The sequence below is a fragment of the Aliihoeflea sp. 40Bstr573 genome (assembly GCF_024105655.1).
GTDB lineage: Bacteria > Pseudomonadota > Alphaproteobacteria > Rhizobiales > Rhizobiaceae > Aliihoeflea.
Map to the genome: position 1 here is coordinate 219,850 of NZ_JAAAMH010000004.1, position 17,959 is coordinate 237,808.

The window sequence follows — 17,959 nt, forward strand, 5'->3', positions numbered from 1 at the left end:
ACCGGCCCTGTCGCAGGGAACAGACCGGCGCCAAACTGAGAAGAGATCAGATCCGGTCTGCCGGCACGGCATTCGGCACGACACAAAGCTTACGGAGCACCAATTGACCGAGACACGCACCGCGCTGTGGGGCCGGCGGAAACGTGCAGACAGAACGACCGGCAAGGGGAAACGCCCGGCATGATCGGCATCGTGCTCGTCACGCATGGGCGGCTGGCCGATGAATTCCGATCGGCGGTCCAGCACGTCGTCGGCCATCAGGACCAGCTCGAGACGGTTTCGATCGAAGCCGAGGACGACATGGAGCAGCGTCGGCTCGATATCGTCGAGGCCATTCGCCGGGCCGACAGCGGAACAGGCGTCGTGGTCCTCACGGACATGTTCGGCGGCACACCGTCGAACCTCGCCATATCGGTCATGGAGCCGGGCAAGGTCGAGGTCATTGCCGGCGTCAACCTGCCGATGCTGATCAAGCTCACCAGCGTGCGCAAGGGCGACGACATGCTGAAGGCCTTGGAAGAGGCACAAAATGCCGGCCGCAAATACATCAATGTCGCAAGCCAGGTTCTGAACGCCAAATGAGCGAGACGACCGACCGCCCATCCATCGTCCGAGACCTGCCGATCGTCAACCAGCGCGGCCTGCATGCCCGTGCGTCGGCGAAGTTCGTCCAGACCGCAGGCGCCTTCGACGCGACCATCCACGTCGAGAAGGATGGCACGACGGTCGGCGGCACCTCCATCATGGGACTGATGATGCTGGCCGCCAGTCCCGGCTGCTGCATCCGCGTCTCCGCCTCGGGTCCGGAGGCCGAAGAGGCGATGCGGGCGATCGAAACGCTGGTCGCAGACCGCTTTGGCGAGGAAGTCTGAACCTCGGCGTCAGTCGCCTCTTCATGACATAACGATGTCTTTATGTGCCATTGCCGATCGGCTGTCGGTCTGCTAGTTACCGCGCCATGAAAGGCCGTGCGCGGCCGATGACCCTTCACCGATATGTCAGACAGGGAGCCGTTCATGGCCGCCAATGATTATGTAGTCGCCGATATTTCGCTGGCCGATTGGGGCCGCAAGGAAATCGAGATCGCCGAGACAGAAATGCCGGGCCTGATGGCCTGCCGCGAAGAATTCGGTACCGACCAGCCGCTGAAAGGCGCACGCATCACCGGCTCGCTGCACATGACCATCCAGACGGCGGTGCTGATCGACACGCTGAAGGCGCTTGGCGCCGACGTCCGCTGGGCTTCGTGCAACATCTTCTCGACGCAGGACCACGCCGCTGCCGCCATCGCTGCGGGTGGCACGCCAGTCTTTGCGATCAAGGGCGAGACGCTCGAGGACTACTGGACCTACACCGACCGGATCTTCCAATGGCCGGACGGCCAGCCCTCAAACATGATCCTCGACGATGGCGGCGACGCGACCATGTACATCCTGCTCGGCGCGCGTGCCGAGGCGGGCGAGGACGTGCTTTCGAAGCCGGGCTCCGAGGAAGAAGAGATCCTTTTCGCTCAGATCAAAAAGCGCCTCGCCGAGACGCCGGGCTTCTTTGCCCGCCAGCGCGACGCGATCAAGGGCGTAACGGAAGAGACGACGACTGGCGTCAACCGGCTCTACCAGCTCCAGAAGGCCGGCCTCCTGCCGTTTCCGGCCATCAACGTCAATGACAGCGTCACCAAGTCGAAATTCGACAACAAGTATGGCTGCAAGGAATCGCTGGTCGACGGGATCCGGCGCGGTACCGATGTGATGATGGCGGGCAAGGTCGCCGTCGTTTGCGGATATGGCGACGTCGGCAAGGGCTCGGCCGCTTCGCTGAAGGGCGCCGGCGCACGCGTCAAGGTCACCGAGGTCGATCCGATCTGCGCGCTTCAGGCGGCGATGGACGGATTCGAGGTCGTGACGCTGGAAGATGCCGCGCCGACCGCCGACATCGTCATCACGACGACCGGCAACAAGGACGTCGTCACCCTCGAACACATGCGCCTTTTGAAGGACATGGCGATTGTCGGAAACATCGGTCATTTCGACAACGAGATTCAGGTCGCCGCGCTGCGCAACCTGAAATGGACGAACGTCAAGCCGCAGGTCGACATGATCACCTTCCCCGACGGGAAGCGCATGATCCTGCTGTCCGAGGGGCGTCTGCTCAACCTCGGCAACGCGACCGGCCATCCGAGCTTCGTGATGTCTGCATCGTTCACCAACCAGGTGCTGGCGCAGATCGAGTTGTGGTCGAAGGGCGAGCGCTACCAAAACGAGGTTTATGTGCTGCCCAAGCACCTCGACGAAAAGGTTGCGCGGCTTCACCTCGACAAGCTCGGCGCGCGGCTTTCCACCTTGTCGGACGAGCAGGCCGCCTATATCGGCGTGACCCCGACCGGTCCGTTCAAGCCGGAGCACTACCGCTACTGACGTCCGCGACGCGACGCGCGCGCAACACCTGGGAATTTCTTCGGCGGCTTCATTGCCGCCGAAGTTGTTTCAAGGTGCCGCAAGCTTCACGCAGTCCGGACGAGGCGATACATTGGCTTGATTCGTGGGGCCATGATTCGTGGGGGCGATCCGGGAGCTCGGGAGCACTTGGACAGCAGACAGGTCCCATTTGAGCGGCTGAGAGGTGGGACGTTGGCACGAGGCGAAGCGGCAGCATTGCGGACGGATGCGCGCCGGCGAGCGGGAAGGCTCGGCCTGCGCGCCGCAGCCGCCGTGCTGGGCGCGACGACGGCACTCGCCCCCCGCGCCGCCTTCGCACAGGCCGGCGACGGTCTGGAGGTCAGCAGCGTGGCGCAGTTCGCCCTTCTCGCGGGCGTCGTTTCCGCTGCCTTCATATCCGCCTTCCTCCTTATCCGCGAGCGCGGCCGCATCGACCGCGAGAACCAGCAGCTCAAGGCGCGGCTCAGCGATCTCGGCACGTCGCTTCAGCGCGCTGAGGCGCTCCTCAATCTGCGCGACCAGCGCGTCGTCGTCTGGAGCGACCGCAACGCGCGGCCTGAACTGATCGGCGCGCTTCCCGCCGATGCCGGTGCGCCCGAGGAGCGCGCGACCTTTCTCGCCTTCGGCCGCTGGCTGACCCCACAATCGGCCTCGGCCCTGGAGCGCGCGCTCGCCCAGCTTCGAGAGAAGGGGGTGGGTTTCGAACTCGTCATCGAGACGATTTCCGGAACCGTGATGGAGGCGCAGGGTCGCTCCAGCCTGTCGCATTGCGTGGTGCGATTCACCGCCCTGTCGCGCCGCCAGCAGGAATTGGCCGAGCTGAAGCTCGATCACCAGCGCGTGTTGCGCGACCACGAAACGATCTTGGCGCTGATCGATGCGCTGCCGGCACCGTTCTGGCTGCGCGACGGACGCGGCAAGCTTGAATGGGTCAACAAGGCCTACGCGCGGCTGGTCGAGGCCACCTCGCCCGAGGCGGTTCTGCGCGAAGAACGTGAGCTTCTGTCGGAAAATGCCCGGGAAGCCGTGGCGCGGCATCATCTGGCCCGGCCGATCTTCGAGCAGACACTGTCAGTCGTCGTCGGCGGCGAACGGCACATGTATGCGGTGACGAATTTTTCCGCGCCGGACGCGTCTGCCGGCCTGGCGCTCGACAAGACGGAAGTCGAGGCGATCCGCGAGGAATATCAGCGCACCATCATCAGCCACGCCGACACGCTCGACCAGCTCCAGACGGCGGTTGCGATATTCGATGCCGACCAGAAGCTGCTCTTCTTCAATCAGGCCTTCCAGAAATTGTGGGCACTCGACCCGGCCTTTCTCGAAAGCGCGCCCGATCAGACGCTGTTGCTCGACAGGCTGCGCAGCGACGGCAAGCTGGCCGAACAGCCCGAATGGCGCCGCTGGAAGGAGACGATCCTTGCCGCTTACCGCGCCATCGATCCGCAGGAGCACGTCTGGCATCTGCCCGACGGGCGCACGCTGCGCGTCGTCGGCAATCCGCAGCCCAAGGGCGGCGTGACATGGGTATTCGAGAACCTGACCGAACAGCTCAATCTGGAAAGCCGCTACCATTCGGCGGTGCGCGTGCAGGGCGAGACGCTCGACAATCTGGCCGAGGGCGTCGCGGTGTTCGGCCCGGACGGCAAGGTGCGCCTTGCCAATCCCGCCTTCTCTCATCTGTGGAACCTTGCCGAAGGGCTCGTGAAGACCGGCACCCACATCGCCGTGATCCGCGCCGCATGCGAGGGACACGCCATCGACAGCCCGTGGGGCGAACTCGTCTCGGTGGTGACCGGGTTCGACGAGGAACGCCGCGACCGGCACGGACAGGCCGAAATGCGCGATGGCGCGGTGTTGCGCTATGCCGTCATCCACTTGCCGAATGGCCAGGTGATGACGACGTTCGTCGACGTGACCGACAGCGTCAATGTCGAGCGTGCGCTGAAGGATCGAAACGAGGCGCTGGAGCGCGCCGACCGGCTGAAGAACGACTTCGTCCAGCACGTGTCCTATGAACTGCGCTCGCCGCTGACCAACATCATCGGCTTCACCGAGCTTTTGTCGCTCGGTGGGACCGGTCCGCTCAATGAACGCCAGCGCGAATATGTCGGCCATATCGGCTCGTCCTCGGCGGTGCTGCTGACCATCGTCAACGACATTCTCGATCTGGCGACGGTGGACGCGGGCATCATGGAACTCGATATCGGCGAGATCGTCATTGATGAAGCGGTCCGTTCGGCATCCGACCTCGTTGTCGAACGGCTGCGCGAACATAACATCAAGCTCGCGGTCGATCTCTCGCAAGCGCCTGCCACGATCCACGCCGACGGGCATCGACTGCGCCAGATTCTCTATAATCTCCTCAACAACGCGGCGAACTATGCCCCGGAAGGATCGACCGTGAGGCTGGACGTGACGACGCTTCGAGGCGAAATGGTCGAATTCCGCGTCAGCGACGACGGGCCCGGCATGTCCGACGAGGTCCTGGAAACGATCTTCCAGCGTTTCGAGTCGCACGCGAATGGCGGTCGCAAACGCGGCGCGGGGCTCGGCCTTTCCATCGTCAAGAGTTTCGTCGAGCTGCACTCGGGGAAGGTGGAGATCAGGACCGGCCGCGATCAGGGCACGACGGTGATCTGCCGCCTTCCGGCTGTCGCCACGCAGAACCGCGCGGCGGCGGAGTAGGGCCGTATGATCGACCGCCTGCTTGCAGACGAAGCCGCGACGCGGCAGGCCGGCAACGACATTGCCGCTGCGCTGAGGCAGGGCGACGCCGTTGCGCTCCATGGAGATCTTGGCGCCGGCAAGACGACGCTGGCGCGTGCTATCATCCGTTCTCTTGCAGCCGATGCCGATCTCGAAGTGCCAAGCCCGACATTCACGCTCGTCCAGACCTATTCCGGCCGGCTGCCCGTGGCGCATTTCGATCTTTACCGGATCGGCGACGCTGACGAGATGCAGGAACTTGGGCTCGACGAGGCGCTGGCAGACGGCGCTGCGCTGGTCGAATGGCCGGATAAGGCGGGCGTCTACCTTCCCGAAACCACGATTCACGTGAAACTTCTGGAAGACGGCCTTGGCCGGCGAATGACGATCGATGGCCCGGAGGCAGCCATTGCGCGGTTCGAGCGCACCTTCGTCATTCGCGAATTTCTCGACAAAGCGGACCGCCAAGGCGCAGTTCGTGGCTATCTGGCAGGCGATGCCTCGGCCCGCAGCTACGAGACGGTCGATCGCAACGGCGCATACGAAATTCTGATGAACGCTCCGCGCCAGCCCGACGGACCACCAATCCGCGACGGCAAGCCCTACAGCCAGATCGCGCATCTGGCCGAATCCGTGCTGCCCTTCGTCGCCATCGGGGAGGCCTTGCGGGCGAACGGCCTCTGCGCGCCGGAAATCAGGGCCACCGATCTTGATGCGGGGCTGCTTCTCATCGAGGATCTCGGCCGCGACATCGTGCTCGACGCAGACGGCAAGCCGATCGCGGAACGATATCACGCCGCTGCCGATGTACTCGCCACCCTGCATGAGCGCCAGTGGCCGGCCTCCGCCCCTCTGGCGAGCGGCGAAGCATATGTTGTGCCGGCTTACGATCGCGGCGCTATGGCGATCGAGACCGAACTCTTGATCGACTGGTATCTGCCCTTTGCCGCAGGTCGCCCAGCGACCGAGGCGGAACGGCGCGCGTTCCAGGCGGCGTGGCAGGCGTTGTTCGATCGTCTGGAGACCGCCGAGAAGAGCCTTGTCCTGCGGGACTTCCACTCGCCGAACATCATCTGGCGCGAGGAGGAGGCGGGAACCGGTCGCGTCGGCATCATTGACTTTCAGGACGCACTCATCGGACCTGCAGCGTACGACGTCGCGTCACTCGCCATGGACGCGCGCGTGACGATTTCCGAGGTGCTGGAAGCCGATATCGTCAATGCTTATGTCGAGGCGCGAGGCGCGGCTTTCGATCGCGCCGGTTTCGATGAGGCCTATGCAATCATGGCGGCGCAGAGAAATTCGAAGATCATCGGTATTTTCGTGCGCCTGGACCGGCGCGACGGCAAGCCGCACTATCTGAAGCATCTGCCGCGCATACGTGACTATCTGGAGCGCGCGACGCGGCACGAGGCGCTGGCCGAGTTGCGCGCGCTCTACAGGTCCATGAAGGTGCTGCCGGAGGGATCGGTGTGACCCCGGCGAACATGAACGCGATGGTGCTGGCGGCGGGTCTGGGCACGCGCATGCGCCCGATCACCGATACGATCCCCAAGCCGCTGGTCGAGGTGGCCGGCCGTACGCTCCTCGACCGCGCGCTCGATGCGCTGAACAATGCGGGCATCGAATCGGCAGTGGTCAACGTTCACCATCTTGGCGACCAGATCGTCACCCATTGCGCGCGCCGCAACCATCCACGCATCATTATTTCCGACGAGCGCAACCGGCTGCTCGATTCGGCCGGCGGCATCGTCAAGGCCTTGCCATTGCTGGGTTCTGCTCCCTTCGTCCTGCTCAACGCCGACACGTTCTGGATCGACACAGGCCAGTCCAACCTTGCGGCGCTCGCCGTAGCGTGGGACGCTTCGCGCATGGATATGCTGCTGATGCTTGTTCCGGTCGCCCATACGACCGGCCATGGGACCAAGACGGATTTCCTGATGGACGGCGAGGGGCGTCTGGCGCGCGCCAAGGGCGATGCTGCGGGCTTCGTCTATGCCGGAGCGGCAATCGTCGATCCTGCCATTTTCAAAGATGCCGAGGCCGATCCGCACTCCTTGAATCTCTATTTCGACCGCGCGATCGACGCCGGCCGCCTCCACGGCCATGTCATGGACGGCCACTGGATCACCGTCGGCACACCCGGCGCCATCGCCGAAGCCGAAGCGGCGATCAGGACGCATCAGCCGGCACTGGCATGACGGATGCCCCGAACGTCCTGAACATCCCGGCGGCCGCGCCCTTCCTGCCGACCCTGATCGACGCGCTGCTCGATGGCCAACTGGTGGAGGGGTTCCGCCATGACGGCTCGCCGCTTGCGCTCGCCGATGTGACGATCTACGTCCCGACGCGACGCGCGGCACGCGAACTGCGCTCGAGCTTCGTCGACAAGCTTGGCGGCCGCTCGGCAATTCTCCCCGTGATCCGGCCCCTGGGCGAGTTCGAGGACGATGGCTGGCTGTCGGGCGATGGCGCGCTGTTCGACCTGCCGCCACCCATAGAGCCGCTGGAACGCATCGTGCGTCTGGCGCCGTTGGTGCAGGCATGGAAGCGCAGGCTGCCGGCACACCTGGCCGCGCTCTACGGCGAAGACCTCGCCATCCCCGCCTCGCTCGCCGATGCGCTCTGGCTCGCGCGGGACCTTTCGGTGCTGATCGACGAAATCGAGACAGAGGGCGGCGACTGGTCGCGGCTGTCCGAACTCGTGCCGGCGGACCTTGCCGGCTGGTGGCAGATCACGCTCGAATTCCTGCAGATCGTGACAACGGCCTGGCCCGCCTATCTCGCCGCCGCCGATCGTTCGAATCCGGCTACATATCGCGATGCGCAGATTCGCGCGGAGGCCAAACGCTTGGCAACGCGGATCAATCGAGGCCCGGTGATCGTCGCCGGTTCGACGGGCTCGATCCCCGCGACTGCGGAGCTGTTGCAGGCAATTAGCCGGCTGCCGCAAGGTGCAGTCGTCCTGCCCGGGCTCGATCGCTCGATCGATGTGAAGAGCTGGGAAGCGATCGGGCGCGCGGACGCGCCGCCATCGATCCACGGCCATCCACAGACGGGGCTGAAGAAACTGCTGCAGCGGCTGGGTGTCGATCGCAGCGAAGTCGTGGACATCGGGACGGCTGCGCCGGATCTCGCCGCGCGGATCGACCTTGTGGGACAGGCATTGCGCCCCGCCGAGACGACCGAGGCATGGTCACATGAGCGCGACGTTCTGGAGGCCGCGCTTCTCGCCGGCGCACTGGAGGGTGTTACCCTGATCGAGGCGGCCAACGAGCGTGAGGAAGCGCTGTCGATCGCTGTCTCGTTGCGGATGGCGATCGATGCGCCGGACCGCTCGGCCGCTCTTGTCACCACCGACCGTGAACTGGCGCGGCGCGTCGCCAATGAACTACGCCGATTCGGCATCGTCGCCGACGATTCCGCCGGCACGCTGTTGTCGGCTTCTCCGCCGGCGGTGCTGATGCGTCTTGCCGCCGAAGCGGCGCTGCGGCCTGGCGACCCGGTCGCGCTCTTGTCGCTGCTCAAGCATCCGCTGCTCCATGTCGGCCTCCCGCGGGGGCTTGTGCGGCGCGGGGCCGAGACCATCGACCTCGTGGCTTTGCGCGGCGGAACCGGCCGACCGGACATCGGGAAAATGGGCGAGGATTTCCCGGCGCGTCTGGCGTCGCACGACGCGGCCTCGCGGCGCGCCTTCTGGCTCGAGCGCCTCGGAGATGAGCGCCGCGGCGAGGCGGCCGACATCGCGACGCGGATCGCCGCCGCCGTCCAACCCTTGGCCGCGCTGCGTGATGCCGACGAAGTCGATCTGACTCAGGCATTGCGCGCTACGGTGCAGGCGCTGGAATCCCTCGGGCGCGACGAGACGGGCCGGCTCGACCCGATTTATGGCGGCGAGGCCGGAGGCCGTCTTGCCGATTTCCTGCGTGGCCTTGCCGGTCTTGAGGGCGCGCTGTCATTTGCGCCCGACGAATGGCCCGACATTCTGGCGGCGCTGATCGCGGGCGAGACGGTAAAGCCCACCCCGGCCGGCGATCCGCGCGTGTCGATCTGGGGTCCGCTGGAAGCGCGCCTGCAAAGCGTTGATACGATGATCATCGGCGGGCTGAACGAGGGGATCTGGCCGCGCAAGGCGGAACCCGATCGTTTCATGTCGCGGATGATGAAATCAGGCCTCGATCTCGAACCGCCGGAACGCCGGATCGGGCAGTCCGCGCACGATTTCACCATGGCGATGGCGAACCGAAACATCATCCTGACGCGCTCGGCACGCGCAGGCGAAGCGCCCGCGGTTGCTTCGCGCTGGCTGCAACGGCTCATCACATGCGCCGGGCCCGCCCATGCGGACGAGATGCGCGCGCGGGGTGCTGAACGGCTCGCCTGGGCCAGGCAATTGGACGAGGGGCCGGAAGTGCCGTTCGCCAGGCGGCCGGAGCCCAAGCCGCCGGTCGACTGGCGCCCGAAGCGCTTCTCCGTCACCGAGATCGAGACGCTGCGGCGCGACCCGTATGCGATCTATGCGCGTCAGATTCTGCGGCTTCAACCGGTCGACCCGTTGCTGCGCGATCCCGGCGCCGCCGAGCGCGGCACGCTGTTCCACGAAATCCTCCACGGCTTTGCCGTGGCGGCAATCGACCCGTTCTCGCCCGACGCGACGGCCGAGCTTCTGCGGATCGGACGAGAAGAGTTCGACAAGGCGACCCTGCCTGCCGACGTCGACGCCGTCTGGTGGCCACGCTTCCAAAAGATGGCGGGCCGCTTCGTTGGCTGGGAACGTTTGCGGCTCGGCGTCACGCACCGTTTCGCAGAAGCCCGTGCCGCTCCGACCGAAATCGGCGTCACCGGCGTAACGCTGCGCGGTTATGCCGACCGCATCGATGTGCGGCCGGCAGGGATGGCTGACATCATCGACTTCAAGACCGGCTCCAACCCGTCCAAGGGTCAGGCGCATACGCTGCTGGCACCGCAGTTGGCGCTCGAAGCGGCGCTTCTGGCACGTGGCGCGTTCGGCGATATCGGCGCGGCTATTCCTGCCGAACTCGCCTATGTCCGTTTGAGGCCGAATGGCGAGGTCGATCATGACCCCATCCACGAGTTCAAGAAGGAAACGAAGTCGGGGCCGGAACTGGCGCAGGACGCGTGGGACCGGCTGGAGAAGCTGGTCGCGCACTATCAGCGGCCGGAAGCCGGCTATCTTTCGCGCGCGCTGCCCTTCAAGGAGGGCGATGTGAGCGGCAATTACGACCATCTGGCGCGGGTCCTTGAATGGTCCGCCGGCGGCGATGAGGGAGGGGCCGAGGAATGAAATCGCCCTTCGTCGTTCCCGAGTCGACGATCCTGGACCAGGCTCGTGCGTCGGACCCGAAGAATTCGGCGTGGGTCTCGGCCAATGCCGGTTCGGGCAAGACGCATGTGCTTTCTCAGCGCGTGATCCGGCTCCTGCTCGACGGCACCGACCCGTCGCGCATTCTGTGCCTGACCTATACGCGGGCGGCGGCGGCGAACATGTCGAACCGCGTGTTCGCGACATTGAGCTCGTGGACGGCACTGGACGATACGGCGCTTGCCGCAAGGATCGCGGAGATTGACCGGCGCGCGCCGACACATGACCGCCTCATCCGGGCGCGGCGACTCTTTGCCGAGGCGCTGGAGACGCCGGGCGGTCTGAAGATCCAGACAATTCACGCGTTTTGCGAAGCGATCCTGCACCAGTTTCCGCTGGAAGCGAATGTCGCAGGCCATTTCGAGCTGCTCGACAATCAGATGGAGGCCGCGCTGATCGCGGAGGCGCGTCGCTCGATGATCGCCGGTGCGGCCGGCGGCAACGAGCCGGAACTGGCAGAGGCCTTCGCCGACATTCTCGACATCAGCGGCGAGGCAGGGCTTGAAAGCCTTTTGGGCGCGATCGTCCGTCGTCGCGACGACCTGCGGTCCTTCATCGATGAGGTTGCCCCGGAACCTGAGAACCACATGCCGCTCTTCGCGGCATTCGGCTTTACTGGAGCCGAGACGGCGGAGGACGTACTGGCATCGATCTGGCCGGACGCTCATTTCGGCCGGTCATTGGCCGAGCGTTTCGCCGACCGGGCCCTCGCCGCGGGCAAGGTCAAGGCGCAGCAATTCGCCGATGACCTTCTCGCTGCCTGCGATGCGGGCGACGCGGAAGCCTGCTTGCAGGCGCTGCGCCAGACCTTCCTGACGAAGAAGGGGCCGGTCTACGAACCGCGCGCGATCAAGCCGATCCTCGCCAAGGGCGTCGCGGAGCATTTCGCCGGTTTCGAGGAGGAGTTCGCACGCATGGCGGCCGCGGTCCAGGGGGCACTCGACCGCGCGGCCCTGCTCGCGATGCTCAAGGCCTCGCGTTCCGCGCTGATCGTGGCCGATTGGCTCATCGCGCGCTATGAGCGGTTGAAGAGCGCGCGGGGCTTTCTCGATTTCAACGACCTGATCCGGCGCACCGCGTCGCTGCTGGCGCGGCAGGATGCCGGCGCGTGGGTGCACTACAAGCTCGACAAGGGCATCGACCACATCCTGCTTGACGAGGCGCAGGATACGAGCCCGGAGCAATGGCGGGTCGTCAAGCGGCTTGCCGACGAGTTCTTCGCCGGAGAAACCGCGCGACAGGTGGAGCGCACCGTCTTCGCGGTCGGCGACGAGAAGCAGTCCATCTATTCGTTCCAGGGCGCCGAACCAGAAGCTTTCGCGGTGTCCGGCCGCGAATTCGCAACCCATGTCGAAGCGGCCGAGCGCAGCTTCGAGCGGGTGCGGCTCAGTCATTCCTTCCGCTCGACGCAAGATGTGCTTTCGGCGGTCGATCTCGTCTTCGCCCGGCCCGAGACGCGCAAGGGCCTGACGCGCGACATCGAGGACATCCGGCACAGCGCGATCCGGACCGATGCGCCTGGCCAGGTCGAGGTCTGGCCCTCGCTCGCGCCGCAAGATGTGGAGGCGCCTGACGACTGGACGCAGGCGATCGACCATACCTCCGCGCCGGCGGCCAAGCTCGCCGAACTGATTGCGAAAACGGTTGCGGGCTGGCTGGCGAAGGGAGAACTGATCCCCGACCGCAACCGCCGCATGACGGCGGGCGACGTGATGGTACTGGTGCGCAAGCGCGGCAGTTTCGTTCACGCGCTGTCGCGCGAGTTGAAGAACCGCCACGTGCCCGTTGCGGGCGCGGACAGGCTTGTGCTTGCAGATCACATCGCGGTGCAGGATTTGATGGCGATCGGCCGTTTCGCGCTTCAGCCGGAAGATGATCTATCGCTCGCCGCACTCTTGAAAAGCCCGATATTCGGCGTTTCCGAAGAGCGGCTGATGGAACTCGCCTATCGACGCAAGGGATCGCTCTATGCCGCGATCCGGGCGGAAGCGGAGAGCGATGTCGAGTTGAAGCTGGTCCGCGACCAGTTGCAGGTCTGGCGCGACGAAGTGGGCTTCATGCCCGCTTTCGAATTTTATGGGCGGGTGCTGGGGCGCGACGCGGCGCGGGCGCGGATCGTGGCGCGGCTTGGACCCGAGGCCGGGGACGTGGTCGACGAATTCCTGAGTTTCTGCCTCGCCGCCGAGCGCAGCGGTGCGGCCGGGCTCGAGGCGGTGCTTGCGCTGCTCGACGGCGGCGGGCCTGAGATCAAGCGCGAGATGGACCAGTCGCGCGGCGAGGTGCGGATCATGACCGCGCACGCGTCCAAAGGGCTCGAGGCGCCGGTCGTGTTTCTCGTGGACAGTGGCGCGGCACCCTTTTCCGACAGCCACCTGCCGACGCTGATGCCGTTCGACCCGCCGCGCGGGCTCTGGCAAGGGCCGGGCTTTCTTTGGCGCACGGGCGTCGAGACCAACAACGGTTTCGCCCGGCAGATCGCGGCAGTGGTGCGCGAGAAGGCGGAGGAAGAATATCGCCGGCTGCTCTATGTCGGCATGACGCGCGCAGAGGACCGACTGGTCGTCTGCGGCTATCACGGCAAGCGCGCGCCGGCGGACCTGACCTGGCATCGCATGGTGAGCGAAGCGCTGAATGATTCGGAGCATTCGCGCGCCGAACCGCATCCCGTGTCGGGCGACGAGATCATCGTCTATCGCGAGACCCCGCGCCGTCCGATGGCGGTGGAAATGATCGAGGCGGGGCCGCCCGTGGAAGCGCCGGCGCTTCCGGCTACCTTGCGCGCGCCGGTTCCGGCGCCGCCCGTTCTGCCCCGCCCGCTCGCGCCATCAGGCGTTGGCGCCGTGATCGAGGCGGCGAACGAGCCGATCGAGTCACAGGGCTCGCCGATTTTCGCAGCGGATGCCGGGCCATCGCGCGCGCTCGAACGCGGCTCGGCGATCCACCGGCTCCTGCAATCGCTGCCGGACGTGGCGGAGGACGAGCGCGAGGCGTCGGCGCGGCGCTATCTCGATCGCCTGGGCGAAGGCTGGAACAGCCAGGAACGCGACGGAATGTGGAGCCAGATCGCCGCGATCCTGGGCGATGAGGCGTTCGCCGGCGTGTTCGCTTCGGGTTCGAGGGCCGAGGTCTCCATCATGGGCCGGGTGACTGTCGGCGGCGCGGAGCGCGCAGTGTCAGGAAAGATCGACCGGCTGGTCGTCACCGACAGCGATGTACTGATCATCGACTACAAGACCAACCGCCCGCCGCCGCGAAGCCTTGGCGACGTACCGCCCGGCTATGTTGCGCAGCTCGCGCTCTATCGCGCGCTGTTGCAGCCGCTCTATCCGAACCGACAGATCCGCGCGGCGCTGCTCTTCACCGAAGCCCCGGTACTGATCCACGTTCCAGGCGAGGACATGGATGCCAGCCTTGCCGGCATCGCGGCGCAGGCGTCCTAGCCTTTCAGATCGCAGTCGATGATGATGTCGCTGCCGAGCCCATAGACTCGGGCGCGTGGTCGTTTGGCTTGCGCGAGCAGGGACACAGGGTTGGTCGTCAGGCCGGACGGGCCTGCGCCGATGATCAGCGGCGAGATGCCGACATGAAGCCGGTCGACCAGGTCCGCATCCATGAAGCGGCCGATCGTCTTGCCGCCGCCCTCGATCATGATGCGCCTGAAGCCGCGCTCGATCAGCCCGGCCACGATCGACACCGCATCGAGACCCTCGGCGGATGACGCAACCTTGATGGTTTCGACGCCGGCCGGCCGCTTCTGCTCGCATGCCTGGACGACGAGGCATCCCGCGCCGGTCAGCAGCGCCGCATCCTCGGAAAGACGGCCGCGCGGATCGATGACCACGCGCGCCGGGTTGTCGCCCTTGACGAGGCGGACCGTGAGGCGCGGATTGTCCTGAATCGCCGTGTTCGCACCGACGATGACGCAATCGGCAAGCGCCCGGCAGCGATGGAGATGCATGAGGCCCTCCGCTCCCGATACGTCCGCGGCGTCGCCGTCCACGGTGGCGACGCGGCCGTCGAGCGACTGGCCGATCTGAGCGAAGACGAGCGGCCGGTCGTCGCGGCCAAGAAGCGGCGCGTAGAGTTTCCAGGCCGCGCTTTCGGCGGTGGTCCAGCCTGGTGACGGGCGCGCAGCACCTGTTTTGCGCGCAGCCAGCAGCGTATTCCAGACGCGATCCGTGACCGCTGCGGCTGCAACTGGCATGTCGGCATCAGCTGGTGGACGGTCTTCCGCCTTGATTCGCTCATGCTGGTTCATCGCTGTCCGTTTCCCTTGGCTTCGGTGTCCCAAACGCATCGACGAAGCGCTTGCGGAACGCGTCCATCCGCCAGACGGGTGCGCCGGGACCGGGAATCGCGCCTTCATCGAAAGACCAACCTTCAATTGAATCCAATGTGGCGCGATCGCCGATGAAGTGAACGGGCACGTCGCGATTTTCTTCGTCTCCCGAGACGAAGGTCGCGGGCTGATGGTCACCGAGAACGACGATCAGCGGTGCTGGACGGCCCTGCCGCTCCACGAAAGAGGCAATGGTGCGCAGCGTGTAGACGATCGACAGGCCAAATTGCGCGCGCACGCGGTCGTGATCGCGCCAGAGGGTTTCGGGGCTGTCGCCTGCGCGCGCCTGATCGTTGAAGATCGCGCCGTCGCCGATCGCGTCCCAGTCGACCAGTTCCGGAATGGGCGTCCATGGCGCGTGCGAGGAGATGAGCGCGATCTCGGCGAAGACGGGCCTGCGACCCGGCTGGTCCAGCACCAGCCTTTCCAAGGCCGAAAGCGTGTACTGGTCTGGCATCGTCACCCAGTTGAAGGGAAGGCCGCGATAGCCAAGATCGTCCCTGGCGAGGATGCGGTCATAGCCGAAATAGCTCCCCTCCGGCCACGCCATGGTGATGGCGGGCATCACCGCCACGCTCTCCCAGCCGGCATCCGAGGCAAGTGCCATCAGCGATCTGCGCGAACTGGCGAGCATGGCGCGGTAGCGGCCCTGGCTGTCGATCCACAGGCCTGACAGGACGCTGGCATGGGCAAGCCAGCTCTGGCCACCGACCATGGGTGCGGTCAGATAGGCGGATCGGACGTCGAGCCCGGCTTTCCTCGTGCTGGCTTCCAGTTCGGTCAGGGCCGCCTTGGTGGAGGCTTCGTAAAGAGGGTTTTCCAGCGTCGAGCGGCCATAGGATTCGACGAAGATCAGAAAGACGTCACGACCGGCGAGCCCTTGCAGAAGCGGTTCGTTGGGGTCGATGTCGTCCGAGCGGGCCTCGACCTCCAGGGCCGTGATTTCGGCCTGGGCAGAGCGCGCTGCTGTCACATGCACGGCGAGAAGCTCGGTTGATGCAGTCGACGCGCGGCCGGTCAGCACCAGCGCGCCGGCGAAGATGAGCAGGATTGCCAGTGTCGGAATGGTGCGGCGTGCGGAAATGCGCGCAAGAACGCCTGTCGCCCACCAGGTTGCGGCCATTGCCGCGACAAGAGTCACCACGCCCGCGAGAAGATAGCGGCTCGCTGCGGCTCCGCTCGTTCCGGTGGCCAGCATCCAGCCCGCATGCAGCAGCGGCAGATCATAGGCGAAGTTGAACGGCCGGTTGAGCGAGGCATGAAGACCGAGATCCGCGCATTTGACCAGAAGCGCGATCCCGAGAAGCGCGGTAAAGAAGACGCGCAATGCGGACAGAACGCGACGGTTGCGCGGCACCGCGGCGAGCAGGCCCGCGATCAGCGCCAGTTCGACCGGAAACAGCGCAATATTGCCGAGATTGGCATCCTGCGGGCGCGACGGCATCGCAAGAATGGCAAAAACGAGCGCGCAGGCGGCGGCGACCGCCCCAAGGTGGGGCCGCTCAGACTGTCGCGCGGCGTGCATAGACATCTCCCGACCGACCCTCGTCGATCGTCGCAGCGACCAGTCGACGAATGGCAGCCCCGTCGACCCAGCCCGGCGACAGGAACTGCAGCCTCTCCCCGGTCATCAGGTTGAACTCGTAGCGGCCGAGATTTTCCAGCCGCGCGATGCAGGCCTCCGCCACGTCGGGCATCGACGGCAGGAACTCGAAGGCGAGCGCGCAAACCGGCCGGCTGAGCCCGGCAAGGACCTGATCTTCGAAACCTTCGACATCGATCTTGATGAAGGCTGGTGCGCCATGGTCTGCGATCAGTGCGTCGAGCGTCGTCATCTCGATCTCGGTCGTCTCGTCCCAGACGACCGCGTCAAACCCGGCATCCCCCTTCACCGCGCTGCCGATATCTGCGCGCAGCGAGGAAACGGTTGGATGGAGACTCGACACCGACATGGACGAGGCGCCGTTTCGCGGCCCGACCGCAAGCGGCAGGACGGTGATATCGGCGGGAAGGGTGCGCTTCAGGAAGCGGTAGAAAAGCGGCTGCGGCTCCAAAGTCACGACCTTCGCCCCGGTGCGGCGCAGCGCGCGCGAACGGTTGCCTACATGGCCGCCGATGTCGAAGACGACATCGCCCGGCCCTGCGAACTGGCTGTAAAATCGTCCCGTCCGGCCGATCCTGTGAGGCCGCGAATAGTAGATGATCAGCGAGCGCGCGAGGCCAGCCGCGCTGCGCAGTCCGCTCATGCCGGCACCGGCCGGCTGAGGAGATGGCGGATGTCGACGGCAAAGGAGCAGAAAAGAAGGCCGAGCGCGCTTGCGGCGATCCACACCGAATGCGGCGGCTCGATCTGTGGCAGCAGGAGCAATCCGAGCGCGGCGATCTGGATGACGCAGACGGCCTTTCGGCGCATCGACTCGGGCAGCGGTGCCTCGAGCTTGGGCGTCAGGCGGCCAGCGAAGAAGAAGGCATAACGCATCGCGCCGATGAGAAACACCCATGCGCCGGCCTTGCCGTTCGTGAAGGCGAGTGCCGACAGGACGAGGACGAAGAGCGCGTCGATCTCGAGATCGAACCTTGCACCGAACGTGGAAGCGAGACCGGTGCGGCGCGCCAGCCAGCCATCGACCCCGTCCAGTGCGAGGATGAGGAAAGCCAGCCCGCCGATGAGTAGCGCCGCGTCGCCGCTCGGTGCAGGCGCGAAAAGCGTCGCCGCGATAAGCGCGACGAGCCCCGCGCGGACGAGAGTGACTACATTTGCCGGACCAAAGGCCTCGTGCGGATGACTGGCCCCGATGCGCGTGATGATGCACGCCGCGACGACGAGATAGAGAACGATGCTCGCCGCCCCCCAGCCCACGCCAAGAGCATCGAGCCCCATGGCAGCGAGTGCGGTCGCCGCACCGACGGCCTGGATCCAAAGACCGGCGCGCGCCGCAAGGCCGTGCGGCCAACCGAATCCTGCTGCCCGGGTCGATGTCGTCGTCATGTCCTGCTCCCGATCGACGAGTATGCCGTGCCCTTTGCCGGCTGCAAGCCCGCTCTTTGCTCTAGACCTTTGACTTTGCTCAACACTGCGTCATTCTCTGGTCG

At 65.7% G+C, this 17,959-nt stretch carries 12 protein-coding genes; 8 read left to right on the plus strand and 4 right to left on the minus strand.

The annotated features are described in order from the left end of the window. Positions 1 to 180 precede the first annotated feature (180 nt). The 8 genes from GTK01_RS07770 to addA all read left to right on the plus strand — a co-directional run bounded on the left by GTK01_RS07770 (position 181) and on the right by addA (position 13,967). The gene (locus tag GTK01_RS07770) at positions 181 to 582 is read left to right on the plus strand and encodes a PTS sugar transporter subunit IIA (RefSeq protein ID WP_252925302.1); all 402 of its coding nucleotides are present in this window, start codon (positions 181 to 183) and stop codon (positions 580 to 582) included. Then, positions 579 to 872, plus strand: a complete 294-nt coding sequence (locus GTK01_RS07775; protein ID WP_252925303.1) for an HPr family phosphocarrier protein — start codon at positions 579 to 581, stop codon at positions 870 to 872. The genes GTK01_RS07770 and GTK01_RS07775 overlap by 4 nt, the downstream gene beginning before the upstream one ends. A gap of 144 nt (positions 873 to 1,016) precedes the next feature. Beyond that, the gene (ahcY, locus tag GTK01_RS07780) at positions 1,017 to 2,414 is read left to right on the plus strand and encodes an adenosylhomocysteinase (protein ID WP_252925304.1); all 1,398 of its coding nucleotides are present in this window, start codon (positions 1,017 to 1,019) and stop codon (positions 2,412 to 2,414) included. Positions 2,415 to 2,546: 132 nt separating this feature from the next. Further along, on the plus strand, positions 2,547 to 5,123 hold the full coding sequence (locus GTK01_RS07785) for an ATP-binding protein (protein WP_371924295.1): 2,577 nt from the start codon (positions 2,547 to 2,549) through the stop codon (positions 5,121 to 5,123). A 6-nt stretch (positions 5,124 to 5,129) separates the two neighbouring features. Next, a complete protein-coding gene (gene tsaE, locus GTK01_RS07790; RefSeq protein ID WP_252925306.1) occupies positions 5,130 to 6,620 on the plus strand; it encodes a tRNA (adenosine(37)-N6)-threonylcarbamoyltransferase complex ATPase subunit type 1 TsaE in 1,491 nt (496 codons plus the stop codon). Between the two features lie 20 nt (positions 6,621 to 6,640). After that, positions 6,641 to 7,345, plus strand: coding sequence for a nucleotidyltransferase family protein (locus GTK01_RS07795; protein WP_252925361.1), 705 nt, complete (start codon positions 6,641 to 6,643; stop codon positions 7,343 to 7,345). Next, positions 7,342 to 10,449, plus strand: a complete 3,108-nt coding sequence (gene addB, locus GTK01_RS07800; protein WP_252925307.1) for a double-strand break repair protein AddB — start codon at positions 7,342 to 7,344, stop codon at positions 10,447 to 10,449. Before GTK01_RS07795 ends, addB begins: the two co-directional genes overlap by 4 nt. Next, the gene (gene addA, locus GTK01_RS07805; protein WP_252925308.1) at positions 10,446 to 13,967 is read left to right on the plus strand and encodes a double-strand break repair helicase AddA; all 3,522 of its coding nucleotides are present in this window, start codon (positions 10,446 to 10,448) and stop codon (positions 13,965 to 13,967) included. Before addB ends, addA begins: the two co-directional genes overlap by 4 nt. Here addA and GTK01_RS07810 read toward each other — a convergent pair. From GTK01_RS07810 to GTK01_RS07825, 4 genes are read right to left on the minus strand one after another with little or no spacing between them, the layout of a single operon-like run. After that, complete coding sequence (locus GTK01_RS07810; RefSeq protein WP_252925309.1) at positions 13,964 to 14,785, minus strand: RibD family protein; 822 nt, start codon at positions 14,783 to 14,785, stop codon at positions 13,964 to 13,966. The two genes, addA and GTK01_RS07810, sit on opposite strands and share 4 nt — an antisense overlap. Then, positions 14,772 to 16,391 carry a sulfatase gene (locus GTK01_RS07815; RefSeq protein ID WP_252925310.1) on the minus strand — a complete coding sequence of 540 codons (1,620 nt, stop codon included), beginning with the start codon at positions 16,389 to 16,391 and terminating at the stop codon, positions 14,772 to 14,774. The genes GTK01_RS07810 and GTK01_RS07815 overlap by 14 nt, the downstream gene beginning before the upstream one ends. Next, positions 16,369 to 17,112: an FkbM family methyltransferase gene (locus tag GTK01_RS07820; RefSeq protein WP_252925311.1), complete on the minus strand. Its 744-nt coding sequence runs from the start codon at positions 17,110 to 17,112 to the stop codon at positions 16,369 to 16,371. The genes GTK01_RS07815 and GTK01_RS07820 overlap by 23 nt, the downstream gene beginning before the upstream one ends. Next, complete coding sequence (locus GTK01_RS07825) at positions 17,109 to 17,855, minus strand: CDP-alcohol phosphatidyltransferase family protein (RefSeq protein WP_252925312.1); 747 nt, start codon at positions 17,853 to 17,855, stop codon at positions 17,109 to 17,111. The genes GTK01_RS07820 and GTK01_RS07825 overlap by 4 nt, the downstream gene beginning before the upstream one ends. Positions 17,856 to 17,959 lie beyond the last annotated feature (104 nt).